Genomic DNA, 26112 nt, shown 5'->3' on the forward strand with positions numbered 1-26112 from the left:
GCATGAGCCAACTGTTTTCCCCGTTTTCAATAGGTCAAGTAACGCTATCTAACCGAATTATAATTGCCCCCATGTGTCAATATTCGGCAAATGAGGGTGCTGCTAGCGACTGGCATTTATTGCATCTGGGTAATTTGGCTATGTCTGGGGCAGGCTTATTAATTATCGAAGCCACAGCCGTTGAACCGGCGGGGCGTATTTCTCCTGCCGACCTGGGGCTTTGGTCCGACGCGACCGAAGCCGCTCTTGGCAGAGTATTAAGCAGTATCCGTCAATATTCTAACATGCCCATTGCCATACAGTTGGGCCATGCCGGACGCAAAGCATCTACCGCTGCCCCATGGGACGGTGGTGAACTGGTTAGGCCTGAGCAAGGCGGCTGGCAAACCGTTGCGCCTTCTGCCCTTGCCTTTGCGGCTAACGACCCGGCCCCCATTGAGCTGGATCGCTCTGGTTTACATCGAATTTTGCAGGCTTTTGCACTTGCTGCGCAACGCGCGCATCGTTTAGGTATATCTGCCATAGAGATTCATGCCGCTCATGGTTATTTGTTACACCAGTTTTTATCGCCCCTTTCAAACACACGCCAGGATGAATACGGTGGTCGCTTAGAAAATCGTATGCGTTATCCTCTGGAGGTGTTTGAGGCCATGCGCGCAGTGGTACCAGACAACATGCCGATTGGCATTCGTATTTCTGCTACAGACTGGGTTGACGGTGGCTGGGATTTGCCTCAAAGTATTGCCTTTGCACTAGCCTTGCGTGAGCGGGGTTGCGCGTATATTCATGTTTCCACGGGTGGACTTTCTACCTTACAGCAAATTCACCCAGCGCCCAACTATCAAGTCCCTTTTGCAGAAGCCATCCGCGCTGAAACGGGTTTACCCACCATTGCCGTTGGCCTGATTACAGAACCTGAAGAAGCAGAAGCGATTATCGCCACAGGCCGTGCAGATATGGTGGGCTTGGCGCGCGGCATACTCTACAATCCGCGCTGGCCATGGCACGCAGCCGCTAAATTAAACGCGCAGATCGAGGCACCGCCTCAATACTGGCGTTGCCAACCCTATGGATTGAAAACACTGTTTGGTGATGTGCGGTTTCGGCAGCGTTAAGTGGGTCGACAGCTATTTGGCTTAATAGCTGTTCATTTTTTCGGTAAGGGGCAATACAGAAGCAAAGTGTGCGAGTTGATTAAATTAAAAAGCCATTCGCTAAGCTGATGCGAAGTTAAATGGTGGCTAGAAACCTAATCAACTTGACCAATTTAATTGGCAGCCTCGGCCAAAATGACGCGCACGGTGTTTTTACCATCTGTCTCCGTAAATTCTCGGAAATTGACATCTGCGCCTGCAACAGAGGAACCATTGGCACTCTTGAACGGAATCGATGCAAAAACAATCCATTTTCCAGCCGGCAACGATTCAAATGTAAAATTACCTTGGGCATCACAAACAGCTGACCGCTCGTTATATGGTGCGCTGCCTATAGGTCTTGGATCAGACCAGCGAATCTTCTTCACCCAAGCGTCTGTTTCTGCTTTTGTGTAGGTCGACAAGGGAATGAGCCTTACTTTACGCCCGGCGCAGGAATAGGTTGTATTGTCGACCGAATTGGCTCCATTCTTATCGCGGGTATAGAATGCCTGGCCAGAAACAATTGAATTTCCAGTCTGATTAGCAAATGCCACCGCACTCGCATCAAATGCAACAGTTTTAGTCGGCCCAGATGCGCATGCTGTTAGTAGCAATGTAATAGCGATGGCCGCGAATGATTGTGTTTTACGAATCTGTTTATTCATAACGATACTTTAAATTTGTTTGGCGTAATATTTCATCTTCTAGATGAATCGATATTTGATCCTCGGTTAACCAGGGTCGAGCTTGCAGATATTAAACTGGCTACTACTGTAATAGGCATCAAGTTAGTTGACAAAATTAAGGATACTTTTATTACCCTAAAACGTTTGGTTGCAGCCTAGCTGTCTAGCGTTTTTGTCATAAATTCATCAAACAACAAACTTATCAGATTAATGTTACAAATTTATGTTGCTGATGACCAAATAGTGGAAAAAAGCCGTTTAGCTACAAACTACGATTGCACGAGTAATGCATAAAAGGTAATTTCTGGCATGTAACCTCCTTTTATAGATTGCAATTCAAGTAATCTTGGCTGATGAGCAATTATCCTTAAAGCAAAGTTACTGTTAAAATACATACTGTCAAAAAGGAGCAAACTAAAGAGCAGCTCTATTCAAACGGAAGTTCCAGACCAACTATTGCAACAGGCGCAAACACTAGTGCAACAAGGTTGGGCCGTTAATGTTCAAGAAATAGTAATTGAATCATTACGGCGACATTTGGAATCGCATCAAAGCGTATTAACCGAAGCGTTTATACGAGAAGATGTTGAATGGGGGTTGCATGGTGAAGACTAGCTCCGAGTTAGTTGTCGCCGACTCAGGGCCGTTAATCCACTAAGACGAACTAAATGCGCCTGATCTCTTAAGTGATTTTAGTGCAGTTCTAGTGCCAAATGCAGTTTGGCTTAAGGTTCAACATCATCATCCCCAGGCTTTAAAAAATAAGAAGATAAAATTAATAAGACTGGCAACACCTCCGGTTGTTGAGCAAATCAAAGCAATAGTGACATTGTATACATTGCATCAAGGCGAAAATGAAGCACTGACACTGTGCTTAAGGAATAACATTAACCTTTTGATTACCGATGATACTGCTGCTAGTTTAGCAGCTAAAAGCTTAAATATTGTAGCTCATGGCTCAATAGGTTTGTTAATCCGTGCTGTTAGGCGGGATTTGCGTTCAAAATCCGATATTTTAGCGCTGTTAACTGCAATTCCCCAAAAAACAACCTTGCACTTCGGTCCGAATTTGTTAAATGAGGTAATTGCAAGGGTTAAAACTGAGTGGGAATCTTAGTGGTTATTTCAATCTGTTTGTAAAAAAGCCTGCTTTCCCTAATAAATAAAAACGTACCCGACCCGAATGGCACTGACTTAAGCGAATTTTCTTTAATATTCAAAGATATAATTACGTAGGACGTGGTGAGGCACGAACCGCATCTTCCGCGAATTAGGCATAAGCTGAATGTTCAGCCGACTTGATGCGGTTCGTTACCTCACCACATCCTTGTATGATTGATAATAAAGGCAAACAGGCTTAAGTCAGTGCCATTCGTACCCGATCCCTTTTTTCTCTAGCATTTATTCTATTTTAACAAGCCGATATTTTTGTTTAGTACTCGTGGTGGTTATCAGAAATAGACGTTCCCACCAAACCAACGTCTATGTAAAGGCGTTAAAATTTGCTGACGAAACTTGCTTCTGATTGCCAGTTAGATGTAAACGAAATGAATTAAAGTCTAAAGAAGTTTTGAAATCAATCGTATCTGACCTTTTGATATGAAAAAGACACTTGCAAAACTTCCCGCGATAGCCATAATGATGAAAATAATCAATTACCCATTATGGAGCAAATACAATGGTCAGTATGCCTTCAACCGAAGCCAAAACCCATTTTGCTGCTTTGCTCGATATGGCGCAGCACAACCCGGTTACCATAGAGGAAGAAGGCCGCCCCGTTGCGGTCATGATATCGGAAAGTGAATATGCAGCTTATCAACAGTTAAAATTGCAAGCTTTACAAAACGACTTAAACGCAGGCATCCGCCAAGCCGACGAAAATCAATTAGTAGATTGCGAAATCGCTTTTAACGGGCTCATTTAAAGCCACTCTTTTTCAGCCTATCATCATTATGGCAACCGTAAAGTTTACGCCGCTAGCCAGGAATGATTTAAAAGAAATACGGGATTTCATTTCACTGGATAAACCCGGCGTTGCATCCAAATACATGGCAATACTTAAGCAAAAATGCGAATTATTAGCCAACTCCCCCCAACTTGGCATCCAACGGGCAGAATACTGCAACCTGTATAAATTCCCCGTCGATTCATATTTAATTTTCTACCGACCATCACAAACAGGCATAGAGGTCATCCGCGTCTTACACGGTAATCGTGACATAGACAGAATACTAAAATCTGGATACTAAAACTTGGTTGTTTTTGTCTTGGAGCATTGGTGGGCACACAAAAATTGGTCAATTTACTTTATCACAACAAAGTAAGTTTTTTGGCAATATTATCAATAAACTTTAACCTAACCATCACGCTCTAAATAGCTCTAAACTTTAGCATAATAGACCACTAGCCCTAATTTTACATTGAGCGAAAATTCTTAATATTTCTTTACTTAACTTTACATAGTTGTCCCTATTTTTAATCACTTAATGGTCGATATAACATATTAGAACTTATGTGGTTCTGTTATTAGATAGCCAATATCGGACAGCCAAAAAGCATCCGGCAATGATAACCAAAATGAGGATAAACTAATGAGCATTAACAGTATAACTAGCAGCAGTTCTGCAATGACGGGCTTTGATCCATCAAAAATGGCCTCCACGATGGCCACAAAGATGATGAGCGACCTCGATCCCAACAACACAGGCAAAGTAAGCAAAGACCAATTCGTGTCGGCTTTAACGGCCAAGGGCGTTTCGTCGACTGACGCAACCAAGATGTTCAGCTCGATCGATACAAAAGGAACTGGCAGCATTACCAAATCGGACATAGAAACCGCCATTAAGAATGGCAACCTGAAACCCCCATCGGGTGGATCTGGCGCTCCCGGTGGCTCTGGTGGCCCAGGTGGTTCTGGCGCGCCAGGTGGAGCGGGTGGAGCGGGTGGAGCGGCTGGCACGAGTAGTTCAAGCACAAACAAAACCTATGATGCCGCAGACACTAACCAGGATGGTGTAGTTTCACCCCAGGAAAAATCCATCTATGCCTCGAAGCACCCGAATGTTTCGACCACTGAAAGTTCAAATACCAATCAGTCCAATTTGGGCAACAACGTTGACAAACATGTTTGATGGCTTTTCCGGCGGGTCAATCAACCGGTAACCGCTGTCTAAGCGTCAAGATGGGGTTGTGACCAAGCGCTGAAAATCATAGAAGCTAAACGACAGCGAAGCGATGATTTTTAGTCCGCAGGCGTTGCGCCGGTCGGGTTTTCGTAGCGATCGCGAAAACCCGTCAAGCCATTTGGAGACGAACTCTTAAGGCATTCACACACAAAAATCACAAAAGGGATCCACAAAAGTGGCCAGGTTACTTTTATAACAATAAAGTAACTCCTTTGGTAAAACTGTCAATAAACATTAGTCTAACCTTCATACTCTAAATAGCTCTCCGCTCTAAAATATCAGACATTCAACCATCCAGTGTAAATAAATTAAATCAATTTGAACCTTTTAGGGTTTTCCCGGAATTAAGAAATTAAGCACATTTGCCTTTAATCAACTACCGGAAATATCCATGCATACATATAATTTTAATCACACTCTTACTGTGTTATGCGCTGTTTTGACCGTTGGAACTGCGAACGCCTCGTTGATCGATTTCGATTCAATTCCACTGTCTGGCCCTGGAACATACGCAGCTGCAGGCGCTACAATAGATTTGACTATCGCCACTGGAGATATCAATGCGCCTAGCGTAAGCATTACCGGCGGCACCGTGCTTACCAATGAAACCTTTTTACCGGCAAACAGTAGTTCACTCTATGGAACGGCGTTTTTTGGCACGACATTCCCCGCCCCCGGACATGCCTACTCAAATTCCATCGTATTGACGTTTGCAAATCCGATTTCAAACTTTTTTATGGATGTCTACAATGGCCAAGTTTTCAATGTCACTTACACTGTATCTGACAATAATGGACATTCCAGTTCTTTTTTACTGGCGCCTAATCTGAATAGCGGCACTAGTCAGATAGGTTTCGCTGCAGCCGGTTCTGTAATTACGGTCACATCGGACGCTGGTAGTCTATGGGACTTTTCAATTGATAACATCGGCTTTAATCAAGCATTGCCGACCAGCATACCAACACAAGTTCAGCCAACACCACCCTCTTCAACGACAAATCCGCCAATAACGTTAGTTGCAGAGAATCAACTGCCGCCGGAACTGACATTGACGCCTGAACAGCGCCAGGCAGAAGGCCTCGATAATCAAAAAAGACGTGGCCGTAACGGCAATGACTTCCGCATTAAGGCGCAGGGATTTGATGATGCTAACGTAACAACTGTCGTTCCGCTACCGTCACCTCTAGTATTGTTCGGTACGGCATTATCTGGCTTAACTGTTATGCTTCGCAAATCCCGGAAAGTTTGAAGCCAATCGGCAACTTGAGCTAATTTGATGATAAATTAACGCTGAACACAAAAGTGGTCACTTAAAAGGGGTTAACACAAAACGGTATTGGGTAATTAAATTCCTCGCGCAGCACTTCGCCAGGGTGAATATTGGGTAGTTGTTTCATGCCACTTCCTTCAATAGTAAAGATTTAGATTTTGATTTTGTAAACCAATTGCCCTCAGACAAGCCCTACCAAGCGTGCCTATAGTAATTGGCAAAAATCTGCATTCAGTTGGGTGCTGACAAACTGCGGGTTTGTTTCAGTCGCTTTGCTTGTTTTTTATGGTGTGAGCGTAATATACCCGTTACAAATAATATCGGACAAGCAAATCCCGATACAAATACAAGGCCACGCCCTATGCTTCCAAAGGCTTCGCCATTATGCAAGGGGTGTAGCCAATTTAGCAGTGTGTTTCCAGCAGATTGATGCGCAGGATCATTCATCTGTAAAACCTCGCCACTGTATTGATCTATCCAGATATTCGTTTTGGGAAAACGCCTATTGGGTTCAAAAGATTGCCGTAAATTGATGCGATATGTACCCAATTCGCCATCGGGGGTTTCAATCCAACAAAGCTTGGCATTTGGGAATAATCGCTCTGCAATTGTCACCGCTTGGTCTATCGTGATTGGGTGATTTTGGCTATTTAGAGTTGATAAAGGTTTGGTGTTTTGTTCTTCAAGCGGCGATATGTAATGAATTAAGGGATTGATGTATTGGGGTATTTCTAGGGCAATTCCGGTAAAGGTAACAATTTGTAAGATAATAAAGGGGTAAATCCCGCTGATTTTGTGTAGATCGTAAATCAATCGCTGTGGGTTACGGGTTTTTTTTACCGATAAAGCAGACACTATTTTACTAAGACTAGGCCACCATAAATACACCCCAGTCATTAAAACCACAGCCAGCAATAGGCCAACTATTGCCATGACTAATTTGCCAGTAGCATCTAATAATAAGGTGTAATGCAAATCATATATCCATGTTAGCAGATAGTGCCCCCATAGGCGTTTACTGATAATTTCTGACGTATACGGATTAATGCTTAACATTAAAGGCGCAAAACTTTGATGGGTTGATTCTGCTGGTTTATAGTATCTGGCTGTTATAGTTTGCTCAGGCGTTTCAGGGATTTCAAGCCGCCAAGCGTGTTGGCGGTTTGGTTCTGATGCTTGTATGGCATCCCAAATCGACTGATAAGACGCGTACGTCTTATCAGTGCTTGAAACACTCTTTGCGGCGTTTAGCCATTCATCTATTTCTAGATAGTAAACTAAGATACTGCCTGTTAGGCCAATTATAGCGAATACTATACCCAGTATCAGTCCTGTATAGTGATGAATGGCTCGCCACTTAGGACAAAGCCGGGGGGATTTGGCTGTCATTATTGGTTCACTTATAGGCTATATTTTACTGATACAGCTCCATAGAAAGCGATGCCATCACCGGGTGAAAAGAGTGGTTGTCGAACAGAGCCATAGGTTTCATCGAACCAGACATACTCGCGATGTACATTAGCTAAATTCTTTGCTTGAAATTGTAAATCTACGTTTTTATTAACTTGATAACCTAAATCAAGATTTAGGAGTGAATATCCGCCGTATTTACCCAGTTGATTGGCTTGGTCAACAAAGTAATTACCTTGACCAGTTGTCCAAAATGATGAACGTAAGTCCTTTGTTATTTGATAATCAAGGCCGGCCGAAAATAAATAGTCGGGTGTATTAACTATACTGTTTCCCGCTTTGTATTCGTAACTATAGAGCACATAAGTACCCGCCGTTTTTATTTTGGCTTCTTGCAGAGAATAAGAAGACCATAAACTGATATTATCGGTTGGGTAGATTTTCAACTCAATATCCACACCTTGACGGGCGGTGGAGCCAAGATAAATGGCGGCGTTACTTGATAAGTTTCGGCTCATTTCATTGCTAGCGTTTTGTTGCCAATAGGCAATACGCCCTTCGGTCCAATCCCAGGGTTTTACTTTAAACCCTACTTCCCAACCATCATTAATAGAGGGAGCGACATTAGCCGCCGTTGGACTTCTAAACGTAGCACTACCCACACCCACTTGGAAGGTTTTTCCCCAGTTTCCATAGAGGCTATAACCATCTAAAGGCGTAATAACCGCGCCAATTTTAGGTTGTGAAATGATGCCATAATTGTTGACTGGATAACTGCCATTACTGCCGGGTCTAAAGTTAAGAAAGTTTCCTGCATCTATACGATCTGCACGATAGCCAGGGGTGATTTTTAACCATTGGGTGGGTTTGATTACGGCTTGTACATAACCACCATAGTTTAAAAAGTCCCATTTTTCATCGTTGCGTACATTTGTGGCATTGGCTGGCGTTCTTTGTATGGCTTTCGTTGTTCGATATTGTTGATATGAATTCTGTTGCTGTTGAAAGTCCATCCCTGTTTCTAAGGAGAAGTCATTGAGCCAGTTAATGACTGGATGATAGGTTAACGCTGTAATAGCACCATATTGAAGTTCGTCACGATCACGTTCTACTTGAGCACAACAGGGATCAAATAAAACAAAACGCTGATCTTTAAAGGTATTGGTATACACTTTATTAGACCAAAATAATTTATCGTTTAATTTAGCGTCAAAAAAACTGCTGAATTGCCCTAACTGACGCTTCCCGCCGTCAGTATTATTTCTGGCCATAGATTGGGTGGTGCTTTGTAGTTGTTCCTGATAAGTAAGATAGCCGGGCTCCTGTGCGTCTGCTTCACTCCAGCGGGCGTTTAAGCCTAATTTATATTTTTCATTATCCGGGGTAAATGTCCATTTTCCCGAAAAACTATTTTTATCCGATTGACTATGTTCGCGGTAACCATCACTCGCGCGGTAAGAAATGGCATAATTTTGGGAGAATCCGTCTTTCTCATAACCCAGACCCGATTGAATATCGTAAGTGTTAAAGCTGCCGTAACTAACGCGGCCTTTGGTGTAATTACCGCCTGTTGACGTATTGATACCCACATTGCCTGCGAAAGCGTGCAGACCGTAACGCGGATCGTTAGTACCGCGCACTACTTCAATTGATTCTATGTCCAATGGAAACAAGGAATCAATGAAATAAGTGTCACCACTGTTGGTATTGCTAGGAATGCCATCAATCAAAAGCTTTACTGCATTGACTCGCCCCTCGCCATTGAAGCCACGAAACGACATTTTGCCAGTTGTGATACCTTGACCGAACTGAGTAACCTGCACCCCCGGCATACGATGAAATAAATCGTAAGCGGTTAAAACATTCTGATTTTCGATTTTGTCGGCATACATAATATCAACCGAAGTAACAATATCACGACTATTTAATTTGCCACTTCCTTTTTGGTTTGTAACTACGACTTCTCCCAATTCAAAAACAGAATTGTCTTCATAATGGGGCTGAGTCTTTTTAATTGCGAAAACACCATTACTGGTTAATTGGTATTCCAAGCCATGTTTGCGTAATAACTGGTCAAGTACTTGCTCAATAGTGAAGTTACCTTTTATGGGATCGGCATTTAAGCCATTTAACAATGGATCAGCAAATATGAGTTTTGTGTGTGTCGATTCAGCAAGTTGAACTAGGCTGCTTGATAAGGCTTGTTTTGGTAGGTCAACAGCAATGGTTGTTTTTTCAACGCCCTGCGCAGAATTATTTTGACTTAAAATGAGTAAGGTCAATAGTGATAATTTGCCAAAATGGGGTTTTAGTTTTCCTTTCATTTGTTAGGCTCCGTATAGAGGTAAATTTAAATAAATGTGCTCAAATACCTATAACGATGGCGAAGCGCCAAACTGGACAATTTTTTAATGTCGTAATGAAATTTCTATAGATTGTTTGTTGGCGCTAATTGAAAATTGACCACCCGTGCTAATCGAAAATTGACCAGGGATTATGTTAGGCAGATTACTATACTGCGCCGAATTAGTCGACCAGACTGAGTGAGTTTTGCCCCCTTTTTTTAAATGTGTTATTTTCGAATACTGATGATTTCATACTAGTCATCCGTGTTTGCCGCTATTGATTCTGCTATTGGCAATGACCGTTTGGACAATTCCCTGGATTTAATCCGTTCTTTTGCTATAGCGCTACTTTCCTTAAACCGAAAGGATTCATTGCCGGTTTCAATGATATGGCAATGATGCGTGAGGCGATCCAGCAGTGCTGTTGTCAGTTTGGCGTCAATAAACACGCTACTCCATTCTGAGAAAGTCAAATTGGTTGTAATGATGACGCTGGTACGTTCATAAAGTTTGGAAAGCAGATGGAACAGGAGTGCACCACCCGCCTGTGAAAAGGGCAAATAACCCAGCTCGTCCAAGATGACCAAGTCCACCTGCATGAGCATCAGCGCCAGTCGTCCTTGTTTACCAGCTGCTTTTTCCTGCTCCAGTGTGTTAACTAACTCAACGGTGGAGAAAAAGCGCACCCGTTTGCTGTGCTGCTGGATACCGCAAACGCCCAGTGCTGTGGCCAAATGGGATTTTCCGGTTCCAGTGCCACCCACTAATACCAGATTCTGTGCAGCATCGGTAAATGTCAAGGTTGCCAGTGTCTGGATCAGTGACGGGTCTACTTAGATTGGCTGAAATCAAAGCCTAGCAAATCCCGGTGGATCGGAAATTTGGCTGAACTCATCTGATAGCGGATGGTGCGGATGCCCCTATCAATTGATTCTGCCTGTAACAATTGGTCGAGCAGCCATTGTGTCGAATGGATCAATTCAACCGTGCCTGCTAAGTTTTGCGTTTGTAATTCGGCGTAACATGCCGCCATGCCATACAATTTTAGGGCTTTAAGTTGGCTAATGATGTCAGACATGAGTCACCTCTTGATCACTTAGGCTGTCATATCGAGCCGTGTCAGCCAGTGGCTCTTCAGTCAGCTTTAAACTTGTTTCCACCTGTGCTGGAATAGGTAAATCATTCAGTCGGGACAGGACGTTAACCACCTGTTCGAGACTCGTCACCCCTGCATCTAATAATTGTTTAACAGCACTCAATACGGTTTCTAAGCCATGAACCGGAACAGCGGCTAGCACTTTAGCCATAATCCGATCACCTTGTTGCCGTTCCCGGTGGCGTAACGCTGTTCGCAGTTGCGCAAACAGCAACGGCATATCTTCAAAAGGCGCACCGTTACGCAATGCCCCCGGTTTTTTTCAATCAGCGGAATATAGTGCTGCCAATCATAGCTGACTTGATCACGAGCCAACAGACGCGTATGGCGAGCAACGACGTCACTTTCGGTACAGATGTCGACCTTATCGGCATAAAGATGAATGGTGGCTTTGCGATTAGCGAGATGACAGGGTACTGAGTATTGGTTGCGCTCCACGGTGACCAGACAGGTACTCGATACCCGAGCCAAGATCTCGATGTAGCCATCGAAAGGTGTTGGCATGGGCATAAGATAAATTTGCTCTTGCTCGAGCGCATCGGCTACCGTAATACCCGCATAATGGGGATGTTCAATTTCGGTCCAGAGGGCGCGGCATTTCAGATCAAGCCAGGTATTCAGCTCTTCAAAGCTACTAAAGCACTGTGTTTTGGCCTCTATCCAAACTCGACGCCTGGCATCCTGGACATTCTTCTCGATAATGCCTTTTTCCCAGCCGGAAGCCACATTACAGAAGTCCGGTTCAAACAAATAATGTGCCGTCATGGCGTAAAAACGTGAATTGATGATGCGACCATTACTTTTTTTGATGACTTTGTCGACCGCCGTTTTCATATTATCGTAAATACCGCGCTTGGGTATGCCACCCAGTGCAATGAAGGCTCGGGTATGCGCGTCGTAGAGCATTTCCTGGGTTTGCGTGGGATAGGCAGACAAAAAAAACGCGCGACTGGCGCACAGCTTGGTATGCGCCACTTGAATTTTACGATGGATACCGCCGATTATCTGCCATTCTTCGCTCCAATCAAATTGAAACGCTTCGCCTAGCTCGAATTTGAGCGGCACATAAGCGGATTTACCTGCGGTGATCGAATCGTTTTGCCAATGGCGGATATAAGCGGTAAGAAGGGAATAACTGCCGGTATAACCTTCTTTTTTGATCATTTGAAACAACATCAATCCGGTACGACGATCCCGTTTAGCGCGTTGGGCATCAACGTTTAATGCCAGCAACAATGCGGGAATATAAGCTGTCAGCTTGCTATTAACTCGGGATCGTTTGGGATACTTGTAGTCATCTGGGTTGCTTTCTTTAAGCCATGCCTTAATGGTGTTCCGCGACAGACTGGTCAGCCGCTGAATTTCACTGATGGACAGGTGGTCGCGATGAAACAACCGTCGAACTTTTGCGAACATTGACATGTAATGCACTCTCGTTTTGCTCCTGCCTAAAACATCAGCAGGATACGTGAATTGCCTGGTCAATTTTCGATTAGCACAACACTCTATAAATGATCAATTTTCAACTAGCGCCAACAGCTATACGTACTCGACAAGAGCCAATTACCATTGGCGGATGTTAATCGCTCCCGATTATAAAATACTTCAAACCACTCCCCGTTTTCTGCCAAATTGTTTATTAAAGTATTTTTCTTGGAAAAAAACAAAAAAAATCGTGGAAATAAATTAAACCTATTTTGCAATTTAGCATAGAAAAGCTACGAAGATTGTTTGGCAAAATGGTAAATCCGCCATTATTCGACATGATCAAAGTTTTGGGCATTGGATGTTCGCTGAAAAGTGCAAGCATTTAGATCAAAATATGAAAGATGCTTTGAAGACTGATGGCACTTTGCGCTATCGTATTCCAGGCAGGGATATACATAAAAGATTCGTTTAAAACGGCCAAATTGGCTAGGGAGTGCGGGGGCTAATAAACCCTTTGCAAAACTATTGCTGTTAACCGATAAGAACAGCGTTCAGCATGATTTCACTGGTAATCAATTGAATGTCGTGGACAGAGAAAATGAAAAACATTGTTCATCCTGATGAGAATACCCACCCGACCGCGCATCGGGAACCCAAATCGCGCAAGGAGAAAAAACCACACTACACAAATCCGCCTGGTATTCAGACCAGCGCATACCTTTCACCGTCGTGAGTTTGTGTCCGTTGTAGTTGAGGTTTTTTGGAGCCAGGGTTTACCTCGCTCACGGCGATTTTTTTCTCGGACAGACCTGGCTCCACCCCAAAGTTGCTGCAATGACGGCGACTTTGGCGTGGAGTCGCATTTAATTGTTTAGAACGTTGGAGACTTTATGCAGGAAATGCTTAAAAACCTGAACTCAACCTATGTCCCGTAATTTCGGCATCGGTTCGCGCGATATGGCGTTCGCCGGCCGAATGATCGTCGAACGCCGATTTCATGGTAGCGATCAGTCCAAGGCGGATATTGCGCAACGCTGGGGATTTTTCTCAAAATTCGCGGCAGAACGGGGTGTAAAAAAAATGGAGAACATCACCACGGAATTGGTGATCCAATACGGACAATCGCTGCAATGCGAATTGGACGCCGGTGAGCGTAAAACCTCATCGGCCCCAAAGAATTATGTCAGCGCGGTCAATACTGTGATGCGCCTGGCGACCGATCATCAATGGGCTCCAGTCAGGCCAGGAAAAGATTGTGGGATTCAACCCAGAAAGTATCTGCCGACCGAAACCAAGGCCATGCCGGAAGCGACTCATCAAACCGTTCAACGCCTCATTGGGGAGCGAATTGCAGCGATGATGGCATTACAAAGAGCCTTTGGTCTGCGTTTTAAAGAATCCTGTCTGTTAAATCCGAAGCTCGCACTACGCGAAGCCTTGAAACATGGCCGTATTACCCTAAAAGCCGGCACCAAAGGCGGAAAACGCCGCAGCATTCCCTGTCGTCCTTGTGGCATTGCTGCGCTTGAAAAAGCGATTTTGATACAGGACGGTAGATCGATGATTCCAAAGACAATGAGCTACGCCGATTTCCGTAAAGAATGCTACCAGGCGGCAGCCATTGCCGGGATCGCCGGCTTCCACTGCGAACGCCATTTTTACGCGCAATCCCGCTATACGGAAATCACTGGAGCACCTGCCCCTATCAATGCCGGATGGACGCGTCGAGAACGGATTTTGAATTTGGCGGCTTTGTTGAATATTGATGAAAACAAAGCCAAACAAATCGATCACGATGCCCGATTACAGATATCGCTTGAATTAGGGAACAAACGGCCAGGAATAACGCGTGTATACACTGGCTAAATCCGCAGAGAAATATTTTAGGGATTATGTGCGCGGCGGCGGCAAGGACAATCGAAAAAAACAGGTTGCGCGCATGATTGAATTCCTTGATTGGGCCGAATCAGTAGACAACGTTCGTGCGCTGCATGGGTTGGGCAAAAACCATGTCATAGGCTTTTGGAAATCCCATCGTGAGTTATCGGATGCCACAGCGTATAAATATTGGCTGGCCATTTCAAAACTCTGGGAATGGTTGGACAAGCATGAAGCACCACCAAAACCGTTTAAAGCCGATAAGCGGTTGTTACCAAAACCCGAACAGAATCCTGCGGGGAATTTCTTTCCAAATATAGGTTCGGCTATTAAGTTCACCAGAGAGTCGCAGTCGATGAGCTTGCTAAAGCTAGCGAATTTGACTGGCTGTGATTTGATGGCTATCGAAGAAATTGAAGCAGGAAATTTATTGAATGCCTCAACTTCAGACGTACAAAATCTTTTAGGAATTTTGGGTATTCAACTGTTTGTACCCCGTAACAAATGATGATTCTTTTCGGTTTTGCATTTGAGTTTAAATTTTTGTCGTTGTCTTTAATCTAATAAGTTCATGGCTTGCTTATTTTCAATCCAGCGCATGCTCTTTAAAATCTGTAAAAACTTTTCAACGAATCAAAGCCCCCGCGAAAATTCATCCAACAGCTTTATGAAGTTGCGTTTCGCCTTGAATCGGATTCTCAAGCTTTCAACAAACTTGGCAAGTTCCTCGGTTTTATCCAAAGAACAAGAAATACCGCCAAGTTTTTCCAAATAACGCACAGCCTCCCGGTAAGCCTGATTGTTAGTCTCGTCCACAATAGATGGGATAATTTTGTAATAGAGGCTGGCGGCATTATTGGGCTGATGTTTTTCCAATTTTTCAGCTAAGGACAACAGAGTTCTTCGGCTACAATTACCCATATGGCTAAATTGCCAAGCTGTTTCAAGATCATTTTCCCAGATTGCAATCTCTATCCGTTGCGACCAATCGGGCTGTGTAGGTTGTGGATGCCACTGAGTAATCGTATTGGCTTTTATGACAACGGTATTTTCAAGGCTTGAAAGCGCCCGTTCGCGCAATGCTGTCCAATTGCCAAGATTTTTGCCCAAGTCGTGTAATTTGCAAAATTGTGCTAGTTCCGGCTTTTCCTCGAACTGGACCCAGACTAATTGTTCGGCCTCTGCTGTGCGTTCACACTTTATATATTCAGAGGCCAGAAAATCCCGAACACGATTATCTTGGCGACCGGGAAATTCTTTGAGCCCTTTTTCCGCCCATTCCAGGGCATGTTCAATTTTGCCTGCTTTCTGGAAAATCTCAGCAATACTCAAATAGTGGTAAGGCATAGACAAATCACGAGACTTTATGGCGACCAGAGCGTTGATGTCACCGGACATATTAGCCAATGTTTCCATGATTTTCGTAATGCGAAACCGTCTGCCATTATCAGTAGTGCGGTTTTTATCGTCCGCATTAACAGGCTTTATTTGCTCCCACTGTTTTTCCGCCAGAACACGATAATGGGCGCAGCCGTTTTCACCAAACACATCCTGGTATTTGTTCAAACTGTCATAGAATGAATCAAAAGACAAAGTCATCTCGTAATGAAACAAGCGTTCCGCCAATTCCAAAGGCTCAGGTTTTGCCAATATGCAGGCATCAAGATGCAGACTCTCCAATCTCCGAAGGACTTCGCCCACTTCACCATTAGAATCATCAACACTCTCCAATGACTTATCCAACCTAACAATAAAGTATTCGGCAAGGTCAACCAAGTCTCCTACGGACGCCGGGGTCATCAGCTCTTCCAGGGAATTGACGATTTCGTGTAAACCGGACGAGAAATCGCCGGCTTCTCTCCACCCAATGAAATCATCTATCCGAGCGGCATGATCTATGGCTTTGTGGAACGATGCCACGTCTTCCAAAACACCATTTGCCCGTTCCGCTTTCAAATATAAATTCCGGAACAGTATGTCATCGCGTTCTATCTGGTTTATTAACTGTTCAACCAGAAATTCTACTGATTGATTTAGCAAAAACTTCCGGATTAATGCTTCGGGCTCAGCTTTATAGGGACTAATTTTGTTAAGCTTGGATAGTTTTTCAGACATTTGACGTTGTTATGGCATTGGACAGAGCGGTGCGTGTATCTGCAATCAATTCTTATTGTAAGTCCCATTTGATCGCTATTCCAATACTCAGTCTGTAACCAGAGCTTAGGGAAGCTTATAGACTTTAGCAATTTGCATAATTACCATGTTATTATCATTCGAAAATGTTGTATATCCATTTGACTTGCGCTTAATTGTTTCAGCATGAATTACGTGAACTTGACGGTAAAAGAAATTCGAAAAATCAATCTCAGCGATTTGCTCAGACAATCCGGCCTAAGTAAAACCAAGTTTGCCGAGAGGATTGATACTGCACCGTCGTATATCAGCCAAATTTTGGGTTCGCGGTCTAAACGTGAAATTGGGGACGCGTTTGCTCGTAAGATAGAGTTATCCTTCCAAAAACCCAAAGGCTGGATGGATGGTATGCATGACGATAGGGCCAGCCATCAAGAAAGTAGTTCCTGTTTCGTGCCTCATGCCATCCCGGATTCCATTGGAGCCTTCGAAGCCTGGAATGATCTGACTCCCCATCGAAAAGTTGCAGAACTCGACGTAGCAATCCCTTTTCTTAAGGGTATTGAGGCTTCTGACGGTAATGGTGGAACACGAATTTCAAAATGCCATGATCAGAAATTGCGCCTTGCCAAATCTATACTGAACAGAGCCGCGGTTGTAGAACAAAACGCTTTTTGCATCACGATTACCAGTAATAATATGGAACCCGTATTGCCTAAAGGATCAGTCCTTGTGATAGACTCAAGCCTCACCTGTATTCAGGACGGAGACATCTATGTGATAGACCATTCTGGGTTGTTACGGGTTGGCTGCTTGTATGAACTACCACTTGGTGAAGTTCGGCTACGGAGCTACAACAGCGCTGAATGGCCGGACGAATTGTTCAATGCAAATGTAATTCGTATTTTAGGGCGGGTTTTCTGGTGGTCAGTTTGGAGATGATAAACCGGCTAGTTGGATTCAATGGAAAAGGGATTTAAAAATTGCCGTCCCCACAGCATTTTCTTATCAACTTCGCGCAGGTGCGCTTCATCGCAGACAGAATCCCAGTGGGTTTCGATCACCTGTTTTTGTTTTTCAAAAATGGCCAGAGCATCCTCTTCGGACAGGAAAAAGTGATGTGCGGTTTCAAGGCAAGTCTTGATTTGGCTAAGGTTGTTGTTCCCGGCAATCAGCATGGCTTGCGAGGCTTCGTTACCGGTACGGCCTTGCGGGCATATATCATAGGCTGGCGTTAGGCTTAATTCTTTCCCATTCCAAAAAGCGGCATGGTTACGGGCATGATCGTCTGTATTTCCGCAAAGAATGTTAAAAACCAACCTGGAAAATAGCTCTTTCAGGGTATTTTTAGGATCGCTGAAACGGTGGCGGATAATTTCCGCAAAGATTTCATAGCTGGCGTAACGCGCCATCATGTCATCAAGGCCAAACAGTGTCAGCGCTGAAACCATCGCCTTACGTGTCCAGCCTTGCGGAACTTTTTCACGATCAAAACGTTCAATCAGCAACACATCCTTGTTTGCCGCTGTCGCTAGCTTAACGGGGGCAACCCTTAGTCCTGCAAGCGCCGCCAGCCTCATTGCAATAAATTCAACTTTCACAACGCTGTATAGATCGGTACTCGAAGAAAATTTGGCCACATATTTTTTGTTTTCGTCCTCTATCAAGGCTTTTGGCCGGGCGCCGCCAATCGAGCTGCCATGAAACAGTGCTTGATCCAGCTCAGGCGTGAGCAGTACGCCTTTTTCTACACGCTCGGCAGAGACAAGTAATTCCTCTAAGGTAACTTTGGAGGAAAAGCGCGGCACATATTCGCTAGCCGAACGCTGAAAATCCAGTGCGCCTATTCGATCCGAACCGGATTCCAACAGATAGGTCAGTTCGTCCAGTATCGTGGTATCTGTGTTTGAACCCTTCAACGCCAGCATTTTATTGATAATGACTCGCCGCCCCCAAGCATCAGGCGCGGCATCCCGAATACAGCCGGGTATAGATAGCCCATCAAGCAAGGGCAAAACGCCAGACTGTAGCGGCAGTTCCGGTTCATAAATGGCTATGGCCGGCATGGCGGTATCGAACACACGCTCAAGATAGCTTTTACCATAATTAAACAAGATATTGCCATTGTAGGCTTGCAGTTTTCCGGCCACCACCGGCTCGGTAATTCCTGGCAACCATATCCAGACAAACGCCTCCTGGCTGATGTTGTTAGAAGTCATCATCGACCTCTATGTTTTTTTCCAGGATGCGTTTTGGTAGCAAGGCGATCTTATCGCTAGTTTGCTCGATATGTTTCGATAATGGCAGTTTATCAGGCTCAAACAGTTTGACACCCACCAACACAGCGACCTCGAAAACCAAACCCATCGCACAGCTCATATCGCCGTTTTCAATCTTTTGCAAGGTGGCCCTGGAGATACCCGCGCGTTCAGCCAAATTTTGCTCCGACCAGTTGCGCTGTTTTCGGCCCAGCTTAATTTGCTTGCCAAGCAAAGTAGCGGCATCTTGAGCATACTTTGAATAAGTTCGGATTTTTGACATTGAAGTTTTTCTAGTGATTGACCGCTATATTAGTCATACAGCCTGATTATGATCATAATTATAGTCATAATATTATTAAAATGTCATACAATCTTCATTTTGGATTTTTCAACTAATGTATCGAATGCCACCGCCACCTGCATTCTGTGTACTGCAGTGTGGCAATTTTGTAAAAGTGACATTACCCAATTAAACGGCTTTGACGTCCATTGGTTAACCAAGCCGCAAAGCTGGTAAAACAACAGAAAAATTTTCAACCTAGCAATGCCGAAATCTGCTCGGCGAGTCCGTGCGCTTTGGTGTTCTTAAGCTCGGCCATAAGAAATAAGCCTTTGCCTTCAATTTTGGTCGCTCAAAGCTCGCCTATATTGCGTTTTTCCTTGGTATCATCCGTGGTGGTAAGCCAAACTGCATAGACAAGCAAGGGGTCAGACGCACATCCTGCGAACTCTAAAAATAGCAAATTCCGGCGTAAAGCTCCAGTTTAAGTGTTAATGTGAAATTGAACGCCTACGGTCGCTAATGCCGCTACGTATTCAGCTTGATTTGCCACAACGATAGGTATCTCCCTTGGGTCTCCCAGCGAATTTGTTGAATATTGAGGCAATAGGTCATATCTGAGGCGTTTATCAAAATAGTACAGTAGTGCATACCGTACAGGTAGTACAACATGACCATCTTGCATTGCATAGTCATGCTCAATTGCCTTTTTTTGAGATGCCGATAATCGTGGGTTAGGTACAAGCTTAATCTCGAAATAGGTACGCCATTTTTCATCGTCCTCCACACCTAGCCCTGGCTCTGCCTCACCTCTCGTGCTGCTGCATCTAGAAAGTAGAAAGTTGTTGGCGCTAATTGAAAATTGACCACCCGTGCTAATCGAAAATTGACCAGGGATTATGTTAGGCAGATTACTATACTGCGCCGAATTAGTCGACCAGACTGAGTGAGTTTTGCCCCCTTTTTTTAAATGTGTTATTTTCGAATACTGATGATTTCATACTAGTCATCCGTGTTTGCCGCTATTGATTCTGCTATTGGCAATGACCGTTTGGACAATTCCCTGGATTTAATCCGTTCTTTTGCTATAGCGCTACTTTCCTTAAACCGAAAGGATTCATTGCCGGTTTCAATGATATGGCAATGATGCGTGAGGCGATCCAGCAGTGCTGTTGTCAGTTTGGCGTCAATAAACACGCTACTCCATTCTGAGAAAGTCAAATTGGTTGTAATGATGACGCTGGTACGTTCATAAAGTTTGGAAAGCAGATGGAACAGGAGTGCACCACCCGCCTGTGAAAAGGGCAAATAACCCAGCTCGTCCAAGATGACCAAGTCCACCTGCATGAGCATCAGCGCCAGTCGTCCTTGTTTACCAGCTGCTTTTTCCTGCTCCAGTGTGTTAACTAACTCAACGGTGGAGAAAAAGCGCACCCGTTTGCTGTGCTGCTGGATACCGCAAACGCCCAGTGCTGTGGCCAAATGGGATTTTCCGGTTCCAGTGCCACCCACTAATACCAGATTCTGTGCAGCATCGGTAAATGTCAAGGTTGCCAGTGTCTGGATCAGTGACGGGTCTACTTAGATTGGCTGAAATCAAAGCCTAGCAAATCCCGGTGGATCGGAAATTTGGCTGAACTCATCTGATAGCGGATGGTGCGGATGCCCCTATCAATTGATTCTGCCTGTAACAATTGGTCGAGCAGCCATTGTGTCGAATGGATCAATTCAACCGTGCCTGCTAAGTTTTGCGTTTGTAATTCGGCGTAACATGCCGCCATGCCATACAATTTTAGGGCTTTAAGTTGGCTAATGATGTCAGACATGAGTCACCTCTTGATCACTTAGGCTGTCATATCGAGCCGTGTCAGCCAGTGGCTCTTCAGTCAGCTTTAAACTTGTTTCCACCTGTGCTGGAATAGGTAAATCATTCAGTCGGGACAGGACGTTAACCACCTGTTCGAGACTCGTCACCCCTGCATCTAATAATTGTTTAACAGCACTCAATACGGTTTCTAAGCCATGAACCGGAACAGCGGCTAGCACTTTAGCCATAATCCGATCACCTTGTTGCCGTTCCCGGTGGCGTAACGCTGTTCGCAGTTGCGCAAACAGCAACGGCATATCTTCAAAAGGCGCACCGTTACGCAATGCCCCCGGTTTTTTTCAATCAGCGGAATATAGTGCTGCCAATCATAGCTGACTTGATCACGAGCCAACAGACGCGTATGGCGAGCAACGACGTCACTTTCGGTACAGATGTCGACCTTATCGGCATAAAGATGAATGGTGGCTTTGCGATTAGCGAGATGACAGGGTACTGAGTATTGGTTGCGCTCCACGGTGACCAGACAGGTACTCGATACCCGAGCCAAGATCTCGATGTAGCCATCGAAAGGTGTTGGCATGGGCATAAGATAAATTTGCTCTTGCTCGAGCGCATCGGCTACCGTAATACCCGCATAATGGGGATGTTCAATTTCGGTCCAGAGGGCGCGGCATTTCAGATCAAGCCAGGTATTCAGCTCTTCAAAGCTACTAAAGCACTGTGTTTTGGCCTCTATCCAAACTCGACGCCTGGCATCCTGGACATTCTTCTCGATAATGCCTTTTTCCCAGCCGGAAGCCACATTACAGAAGTCCGGTTCAAACAAATAATGTGCCGTCATGGCGTAAAAACGTGAATTGATGATGCGACCATTACTTTTTTTGATGACTTTGTCGACCGCCGTTTTCATATTATCGTAAATACCGCGCTTGGGTATGCCACCCAGTGCAATGAAGGCTCGGGTATGCGCGTCGTAGAGCATTTCCTGGGTTTGCGTGGGATAGGCAGACAAAAAAAACGCGCGACTGGCGCACAGCTTGGTATGCGCCACTTGAATTTTACGATGGATACCGCCGATTATCTGCCATTCTTCGCTCCAATCAAATTGAAACGCTTCGCCTAGCTCGAATTTGAGCGGCACATAAGCGGATTTACCTGCGGTGATCGAATCGTTTTGCCAATGGCGGATATAAGCGGTAAGAAGGGAATAACTGCCGGTATAACCTTCTTTTTTGATCATTTGAAACAACATCAATCCGGTACGACGATCCCGTTTAGCGCGTTGGGCATCAACGTTTAATGCCAGCAACAATGCGGGAATATAAGCTGTCAGCTTGCTATTAACTCGGGATCGTTTGGGATACTTGTAGTCATCTGGGTTGCTTTCTTTAAGCCATGCCTTAATGGTGTTCCGCGACAGACTGGTCAGCCGCTGAATTTCACTGATGGACAGGTGGTCGCGATGAAACAACCGTCGAACTTTTGCGAACATTGACATGTAATGCACTCTCGTTTTGCTCCTGCCTAAAACATCAGCAGGATACGTGAATTGCCTGGTCAATTTTCGATTAGCACAACACTCTATAAATGATCAATTTTCAACTAGCGCCAACACGTAGACGAGTTTTGTCAGCGAACAATTACTTCATATCGACGCTACTCTTCATATATTAAATCTGTTTCCAGCTCTGAGCCGGTTTTAGATTTTTCGGAAGCATGGTTAATTTCAAAATGGTTGACAAATGGGACGCTTAAATTAGTGCGGTGTGATCATTGTCGTAGTGCGAAATTATTAATTAACGAACAGCAGTATTATGTTTGCTGTGTTTGCAGAACCTAACTGAATTTTGGATGAAAAAATCACAAAAATCTCATCAATCCCATGAATCAGCAAAGAACTAATTTGGTAGGGGGGGAATTTGAAAGCGATTGATGTATTAAAACAAATAGCCTTGGCACTACAACAGTTAACTATGCCAGATAGGTTATGGTCAATTGAAGATCTGCAGACTTATTTTAACGTAAGATCGACAGTTGCCTACCGCATCAAGGATCAACCAAATTTCCCTAAACCGATAAGACTTCTCGACAATAGCCAGCCAAGATGGAGGCCACAAGATATAAAAGATTGGGCGGAAAGCCGACGCGAAAAAAATTCTGTCTAAACTTCAGTGTGCTTTTTTTGTTTCAATACCCTATATGTTATTGATTTATATAGAATAATGGTGCCGAGGAGAGGACTTGAACCTCCACAGAGTTACCTCTACTAGCACCTGAAGCTAGCGCGTCTACCAATTTCACCACCTCGGCTTAGGTTTGCTTGTACAAGCAAGATAGCTATAAATCAATAACTTAGTAAAATTTTAACACGGCTTAATATTTACCTGCAAGCTCCTTGTCACACTGTAGTCACAGTGAGGAGTTAAACCCATGTCCTCTATGAGAAAAAGAAACGGAAAATATCAAGTACAAGTCCGTAAAGATGGTAACAATATCAGCAAAACATTTACTAACAAGTCCGATGCTATCAAATGGAGTAAAGAACAGGAAGTTAGTATTGAGCAAGGCAGCTACACATCAAAAAAAGAACTAGTCACGCTTTCATTCCTGCTTACCAAATGGGAACAGGTAGTTTTAGCAAATCTTAAAAGCTATAAAGTCGAAAAGTACAAAGTTGCTATGATAAGCAGGGAAATAGGGCATCTTACCCTTGATAAGATCACCAGCAGCTTATTAGTTAAATACCGTGATGATAGACTAACAGTTGCAGCTAACCAAACCGTAAAGCATGAACTTGGCGTTATTCGCCGCGCCATGAAAAAAGGTATAGAATGGGGTTATGTTAACAGCGTACCTTTTTTAGCTTCGCCATCACTGAAAGGACAAGCCAGAACCAGAAGGTTAAATGATGATGAAATTAAGCGGCTACTAGCCAGCACAGATGAATATTTGCAGCATGTCGTTATACTGCTAATCGAAACAGCAATGAGGCGCGGGGAACTAGCCGCTATTACCCTTAATGATATTGATCTTAAATTAAGGTTAATAACGCTAAGTGATACCAAAAACGGTGATGATAGAATTATTCCGATTAGTAATAGGGCTTTAACTTCACTGCATTACCTAGTTGAACATGCCAAAACTGCAAAGCTATTAAATTACAAGAAAGAATGGCTAACAGAAAAGTTTATTACTCATTGCAAGGCTATTGGTGTTGATAATTTTAGGTTACACGATCTAAGGCATGAAGGCGTTTCCAAGTTGTTCGAGAAAGGCTTAAACATGATAGAAGTAAGTTCTATTTCAGGCCATAAAGATTTAAGTATGCTCAAGCGTTATACACATATAAACCCGGTCACTTTAATCGCTAAATTATAACTGCACATGAGTAAATATATTACATACAGTTAATTAAATATAAATTGCACGCAGTGTATAAGTGCAGCCTATCACAAAAGCTCTAGGTTATTGCAACTTATGGCTTTTTTATGCTCAAATAAAATAAGCAATATTAATAATATTTTAAGAAGCACAAAAATAATTTTAGAAAATTCAGTGGAGGTATTAAGGAAACCACCTGACCATGCCTGCTAAAAAGGCTCCTACCCCTCCCCCATCAAATAAGAATAAACATAGTAATACGAATAATTATCATTCAACATAATAAGACTTATATAATGATGATAGGAGTTAGCTGCACAATAAGATACACATTAGTGTGAAGGTGAATAAGATGAGTACACAAACAGATAAAACAGCACGCATAATAACATCAAGTATATTAACTATTGAGAATGATTATGCTAATGGATTGATCGATATTGATACCTTTGCTTATAGTTATGTTGCCATTATGGATATGGCGTACATAGTGCTGTTTGATAGTGTCACGCCTAATGATAGTAATGTCAGATCGTATGAAAAGTTTGCTAATAATATGACCTTTAAGCGTATAGATAAGTTACTGAATAGAAACTAAATAAGTGCACATAACCACATACAGTGGTACTGCATAGTGTAAAAAAGTGAAAAAGTGTCAAAATTGTCAATTTTGACAGTCGAGGGGGGGGGAAAAGGGAAAGGGGAAAAAAGGGGGGTATTTTTACGTGCAGCGTACCCCCTAATAAGAACTAGTATCCCACTACGCAATAATGTACACCCACCCATACCACATCAATACCACCACATCAATGGGTATTAGCATACTAGTATACAGCTAAGTATTAGTATCTATCACTACACTACTACTTAGTAGTACACTAGTGGGTGGGTAGGAAGTATTATTTATATTTAAAATTAGATACACCCCCCAAAATAACACTACGCGTCACATACCTCTAAAGCAGCATACTAATGGCTACCTATACAATAGTGCCTATCATAATACAGTGTGAGGTTGTCATAGTGTGAGCTATGATGATGCATAAATTCTCCCAAAACCCTCCCCTCAACTATGACAATTTTGTCAATTTTGACACTTTTTGAAAAATTCACATTAATGCAAAACATCAACAATTCAAACCGTGATTAATGTTAGTTAGAGTTGATGTTATTTTGCCCCGAATTTAACTCACTCTCCAGTTCCCTTTGGAGCTGCAATAGCTTTTCTGTTTGAATTTCAAATTCTTTACTACGTTTCAACATGTTGGATTTTATCTGCTCTGTAATCTTATTAATACATGAAGAGGTCTTACACTCATTAATCTGACGTTGATAACTAATATTATGATTATGACACTCAACAAGTGTAACTGATTCTAACTTAATATCTAAATCTGAAATTGAATCTTTAAGCAATGCAAGATAAACCTCTTGCTTAGCATTCTTTAGCAACAATGACGCATTATCTCTAGAGCCAATATAACCTATATAATCATTTGACTTAAAACAGCTGTCATTAATTTTATAAACTATATCATTAATATTATTAATCATAAAACCACTATTATAATTAATTTCTTTCGGAACTTCTTCTATATTTCCGGTCTCTAAAATATAGAAGCCCTTCAATTTATCTTTATTACTTGAAAGGCTACTAAATGAAGCAGAGTACACTGGATTAAATAAGAAGGATGTAATTATGAACAGCAATATTATTTTCATAAAAACGTATATG

General features: G+C 43.3%; 20 protein-coding genes, 1 tRNA gene and 4 pseudogenes. 13 read left to right on the forward strand and 12 right to left on the reverse strand.

The window, feature by feature from the left end; all coding sequences use genetic code 11:
• The first annotated feature begins 2 nt into the window (after positions 1 to 2).
• Positions 3 to 1115, forward strand: a complete 1113-nt coding sequence (locus ABH008_RS16215; protein ID WP_347986655.1) for an NADH:flavin oxidoreductase/NADH oxidase — start codon at positions 3 to 5, stop codon at positions 1113 to 1115.
• Positions 1116 to 1267: 152 nt separating this feature from the next.
• Here the strand turns inward: ABH008_RS16215 and ABH008_RS16220 are convergent, their stop codons facing one another.
• Positions 1268 to 1801 carry a hypothetical protein gene (locus tag ABH008_RS16220; protein ID WP_347986656.1) on the reverse strand — a complete coding sequence of 178 codons (534 nt, stop codon included), beginning with the start codon at positions 1799 to 1801 and terminating at the stop codon, positions 1268 to 1270.
• Between the two features lie 498 nt (positions 1802 to 2299).
• Between ABH008_RS16220 and ABH008_RS16225 the strand changes: the two genes are divergently transcribed.
• The 6 genes from ABH008_RS16225 to ABH008_RS16250 all read left to right on the forward strand — a co-directional run bounded on the left by ABH008_RS16225 (position 2300) and on the right by ABH008_RS16250 (position 6256).
• Positions 2300 to 2437, forward strand: coding sequence for a CopG family transcriptional regulator (locus tag ABH008_RS16225; protein ID WP_347986657.1), 138 nt, complete (start codon positions 2300 to 2302; stop codon positions 2435 to 2437).
• Positions 2438 to 2528: 91 nt separating this feature from the next.
• Positions 2529 to 2939, forward strand: coding sequence for a DNA-binding protein (locus ABH008_RS16230; protein WP_347986658.1), 411 nt, complete (start codon positions 2529 to 2531; stop codon positions 2937 to 2939).
• 561 nt (positions 2940 to 3500) lie between these two features.
• Positions 3501 to 3746: a type II toxin-antitoxin system Phd/YefM family antitoxin gene (locus ABH008_RS16235; protein WP_347986659.1), complete on the forward strand. Its 246-nt coding sequence runs from the start codon at positions 3501 to 3503 to the stop codon at positions 3744 to 3746.
• Positions 3747 to 3774: 28 nt separating this feature from the next.
• Complete coding sequence (locus tag ABH008_RS16240) at positions 3775 to 4071, forward strand: type II toxin-antitoxin system RelE/ParE family toxin (RefSeq protein WP_347986660.1); 297 nt, start codon at positions 3775 to 3777, stop codon at positions 4069 to 4071.
• 426 nt (positions 4072 to 4497) lie between these two features.
• The gene (locus ABH008_RS16245; RefSeq protein ID WP_347986661.1) at positions 4498 to 4953 is read left to right on the forward strand and encodes an EF-hand domain-containing protein; all 456 of its coding nucleotides are present in this window, start codon (positions 4498 to 4500) and stop codon (positions 4951 to 4953) included.
• A gap of 445 nt (positions 4954 to 5398) precedes the next feature.
• Positions 5399 to 6256, forward strand: a complete 858-nt coding sequence (locus ABH008_RS16250) for a hypothetical protein (RefSeq protein WP_347986662.1) — start codon at positions 5399 to 5401, stop codon at positions 6254 to 6256.
• Positions 6257 to 6508: 252 nt separating this feature from the next.
• Here the strand turns inward: ABH008_RS16250 and ABH008_RS16255 are convergent, their stop codons facing one another.
• From ABH008_RS16255 to istA (ABH008_RS16270), 4 genes and pseudogenes are all read right to left on the reverse strand, one after another.
• Positions 6509 to 7666, reverse strand: coding sequence for a PepSY-associated TM helix domain-containing protein (locus tag ABH008_RS16255; protein WP_347986663.1), 1158 nt, complete (start codon positions 7664 to 7666; stop codon positions 6509 to 6511).
• A gap of 11 nt (positions 7667 to 7677) precedes the next feature.
• Positions 7678 to 10011 carry a TonB-dependent receptor gene (locus ABH008_RS16260; protein WP_347986664.1) on the reverse strand — a complete coding sequence of 778 codons (2334 nt, stop codon included), beginning with the start codon at positions 10009 to 10011 and terminating at the stop codon, positions 7678 to 7680.
• A 275-nt stretch (positions 10012 to 10286) separates the two neighbouring features.
• Positions 10287 to 11110, reverse strand: a pseudogene (istB, locus tag ABH008_RS16265) (IS21-like element helper ATPase IstB).
• Positions 11103 to 12610 (reverse strand): annotated as a pseudogene (istA, locus tag ABH008_RS16270) (IS21 family transposase). The pseudogenes istB (ABH008_RS16265) and istA (ABH008_RS16270) overlap by 8 nt, the downstream one beginning before the upstream one ends.
• A gap of 930 nt (positions 12611 to 13540) precedes the next feature.
• Here istA (ABH008_RS16270) and ABH008_RS16275 point away from each other — a divergent pair.
• Positions 13541 to 14482, forward strand: a complete 942-nt coding sequence (locus tag ABH008_RS16275) for an integrase domain-containing protein (RefSeq protein WP_347986665.1) — start codon at positions 13541 to 13543, stop codon at positions 14480 to 14482.
• Positions 14466 to 15002 (forward strand): helix-turn-helix domain-containing protein, encoded by a 537-nt coding sequence (locus ABH008_RS16280; protein WP_347986666.1) that lies wholly within the window; start codon positions 14466 to 14468, stop codon positions 15000 to 15002. The genes ABH008_RS16275 and ABH008_RS16280 overlap by 17 nt, the downstream gene beginning before the upstream one ends.
• A 125-nt stretch (positions 15003 to 15127) precedes the next feature.
• On the opposite strand, the gene ABH008_RS16285 is transcribed toward ABH008_RS16280, so the two are convergent.
• Positions 15128 to 16609: a DUF6880 family protein gene (locus tag ABH008_RS16285; RefSeq protein WP_347986667.1), complete on the reverse strand. Its 1482-nt coding sequence runs from the start codon at positions 16607 to 16609 to the stop codon at positions 15128 to 15130.
• A 204-nt stretch (positions 16610 to 16813) separates the two neighbouring features.
• On the opposite strand from ABH008_RS16285, the gene ABH008_RS16290 reads away from it, so the two are divergent.
• Positions 16814 to 17569 (forward strand): S24 family peptidase, encoded by a 756-nt coding sequence (locus ABH008_RS16290; protein WP_347986668.1) that lies wholly within the window; start codon positions 16814 to 16816, stop codon positions 17567 to 17569.
• A gap of 8 nt (positions 17570 to 17577) precedes the next feature.
• Here ABH008_RS16290 and ABH008_RS16295 read toward each other — a convergent pair whose 3' ends face one another.
• From ABH008_RS16295 to istA (ABH008_RS16310), 4 genes and pseudogenes are all read right to left on the reverse strand, one after another.
• On the reverse strand, positions 17578 to 18849 hold the full coding sequence (locus ABH008_RS16295; RefSeq protein ID WP_347986669.1) for a HipA domain-containing protein: 1272 nt from the start codon (positions 18847 to 18849) through the stop codon (positions 17578 to 17580).
• Positions 18836 to 19168 carry a helix-turn-helix transcriptional regulator gene (locus ABH008_RS16300; protein ID WP_347986670.1) on the reverse strand — a complete coding sequence of 111 codons (333 nt, stop codon included), beginning with the start codon at positions 19166 to 19168 and terminating at the stop codon, positions 18836 to 18838. The genes ABH008_RS16295 and ABH008_RS16300 overlap by 14 nt, the downstream gene beginning before the upstream one ends.
• A gap of 1002 nt (positions 19169 to 20170) precedes the next feature.
• Positions 20171 to 20994, reverse strand: a pseudogene (gene istB, locus ABH008_RS16305) (IS21-like element helper ATPase IstB).
• Positions 20987 to 22494: pseudogene (istA, locus tag ABH008_RS16310) on the reverse strand (IS21 family transposase). The pseudogenes istB (ABH008_RS16305) and istA (ABH008_RS16310) overlap by 8 nt, the downstream one beginning before the upstream one ends.
• Positions 22495 to 22915: 421 nt before the next feature.
• On the opposite strand from istA (ABH008_RS16310), the gene ABH008_RS16315 reads away from it, so the two are divergent.
• Entirely contained in the window at positions 22916 to 23161 is a 246-nt protein-coding gene (locus tag ABH008_RS16315; protein ID WP_347986671.1) for a hypothetical protein, read from the forward strand.
• 58 nt (positions 23162 to 23219) lie between these two features.
• On the opposite strand, the gene ABH008_RS16320 is transcribed toward ABH008_RS16315, so the two are convergent.
• Positions 23220 to 23306, reverse strand: a tRNA-Leu gene (locus tag ABH008_RS16320).
• A 120-nt stretch (positions 23307 to 23426) separates the two neighbouring features.
• Here ABH008_RS16320 and ABH008_RS16325 point away from each other — a divergent pair.
• Positions 23427 to 24374, forward strand: a complete 948-nt coding sequence (locus ABH008_RS16325; protein WP_347986672.1) for a site-specific integrase — start codon at positions 23427 to 23429, stop codon at positions 24372 to 24374.
• 355 nt (positions 24375 to 24729) lie between these two features.
• Complete coding sequence (locus ABH008_RS16330; protein ID WP_347986673.1) at positions 24730 to 24975, forward strand: hypothetical protein; 246 nt, start codon at positions 24730 to 24732, stop codon at positions 24973 to 24975.
• 554 nt (positions 24976 to 25529) lie between these two features.
• On the opposite strand, the gene ABH008_RS16335 is transcribed toward ABH008_RS16330, so the two are convergent.
• The gene (locus ABH008_RS16335) at positions 25530 to 26099 is read right to left on the reverse strand and encodes a hypothetical protein (RefSeq protein ID WP_347986674.1); all 570 of its coding nucleotides are present in this window, start codon (positions 26097 to 26099) and stop codon (positions 25530 to 25532) included.
• Positions 26100 to 26112 lie beyond the last annotated feature (13 nt).

Source organism: Methylomonas sp. AM2-LC, assembly GCF_039904985.1.
Taxonomy (GTDB): Bacteria; Pseudomonadota; Gammaproteobacteria; order Methylococcales; family Methylomonadaceae; genus Methylomonas.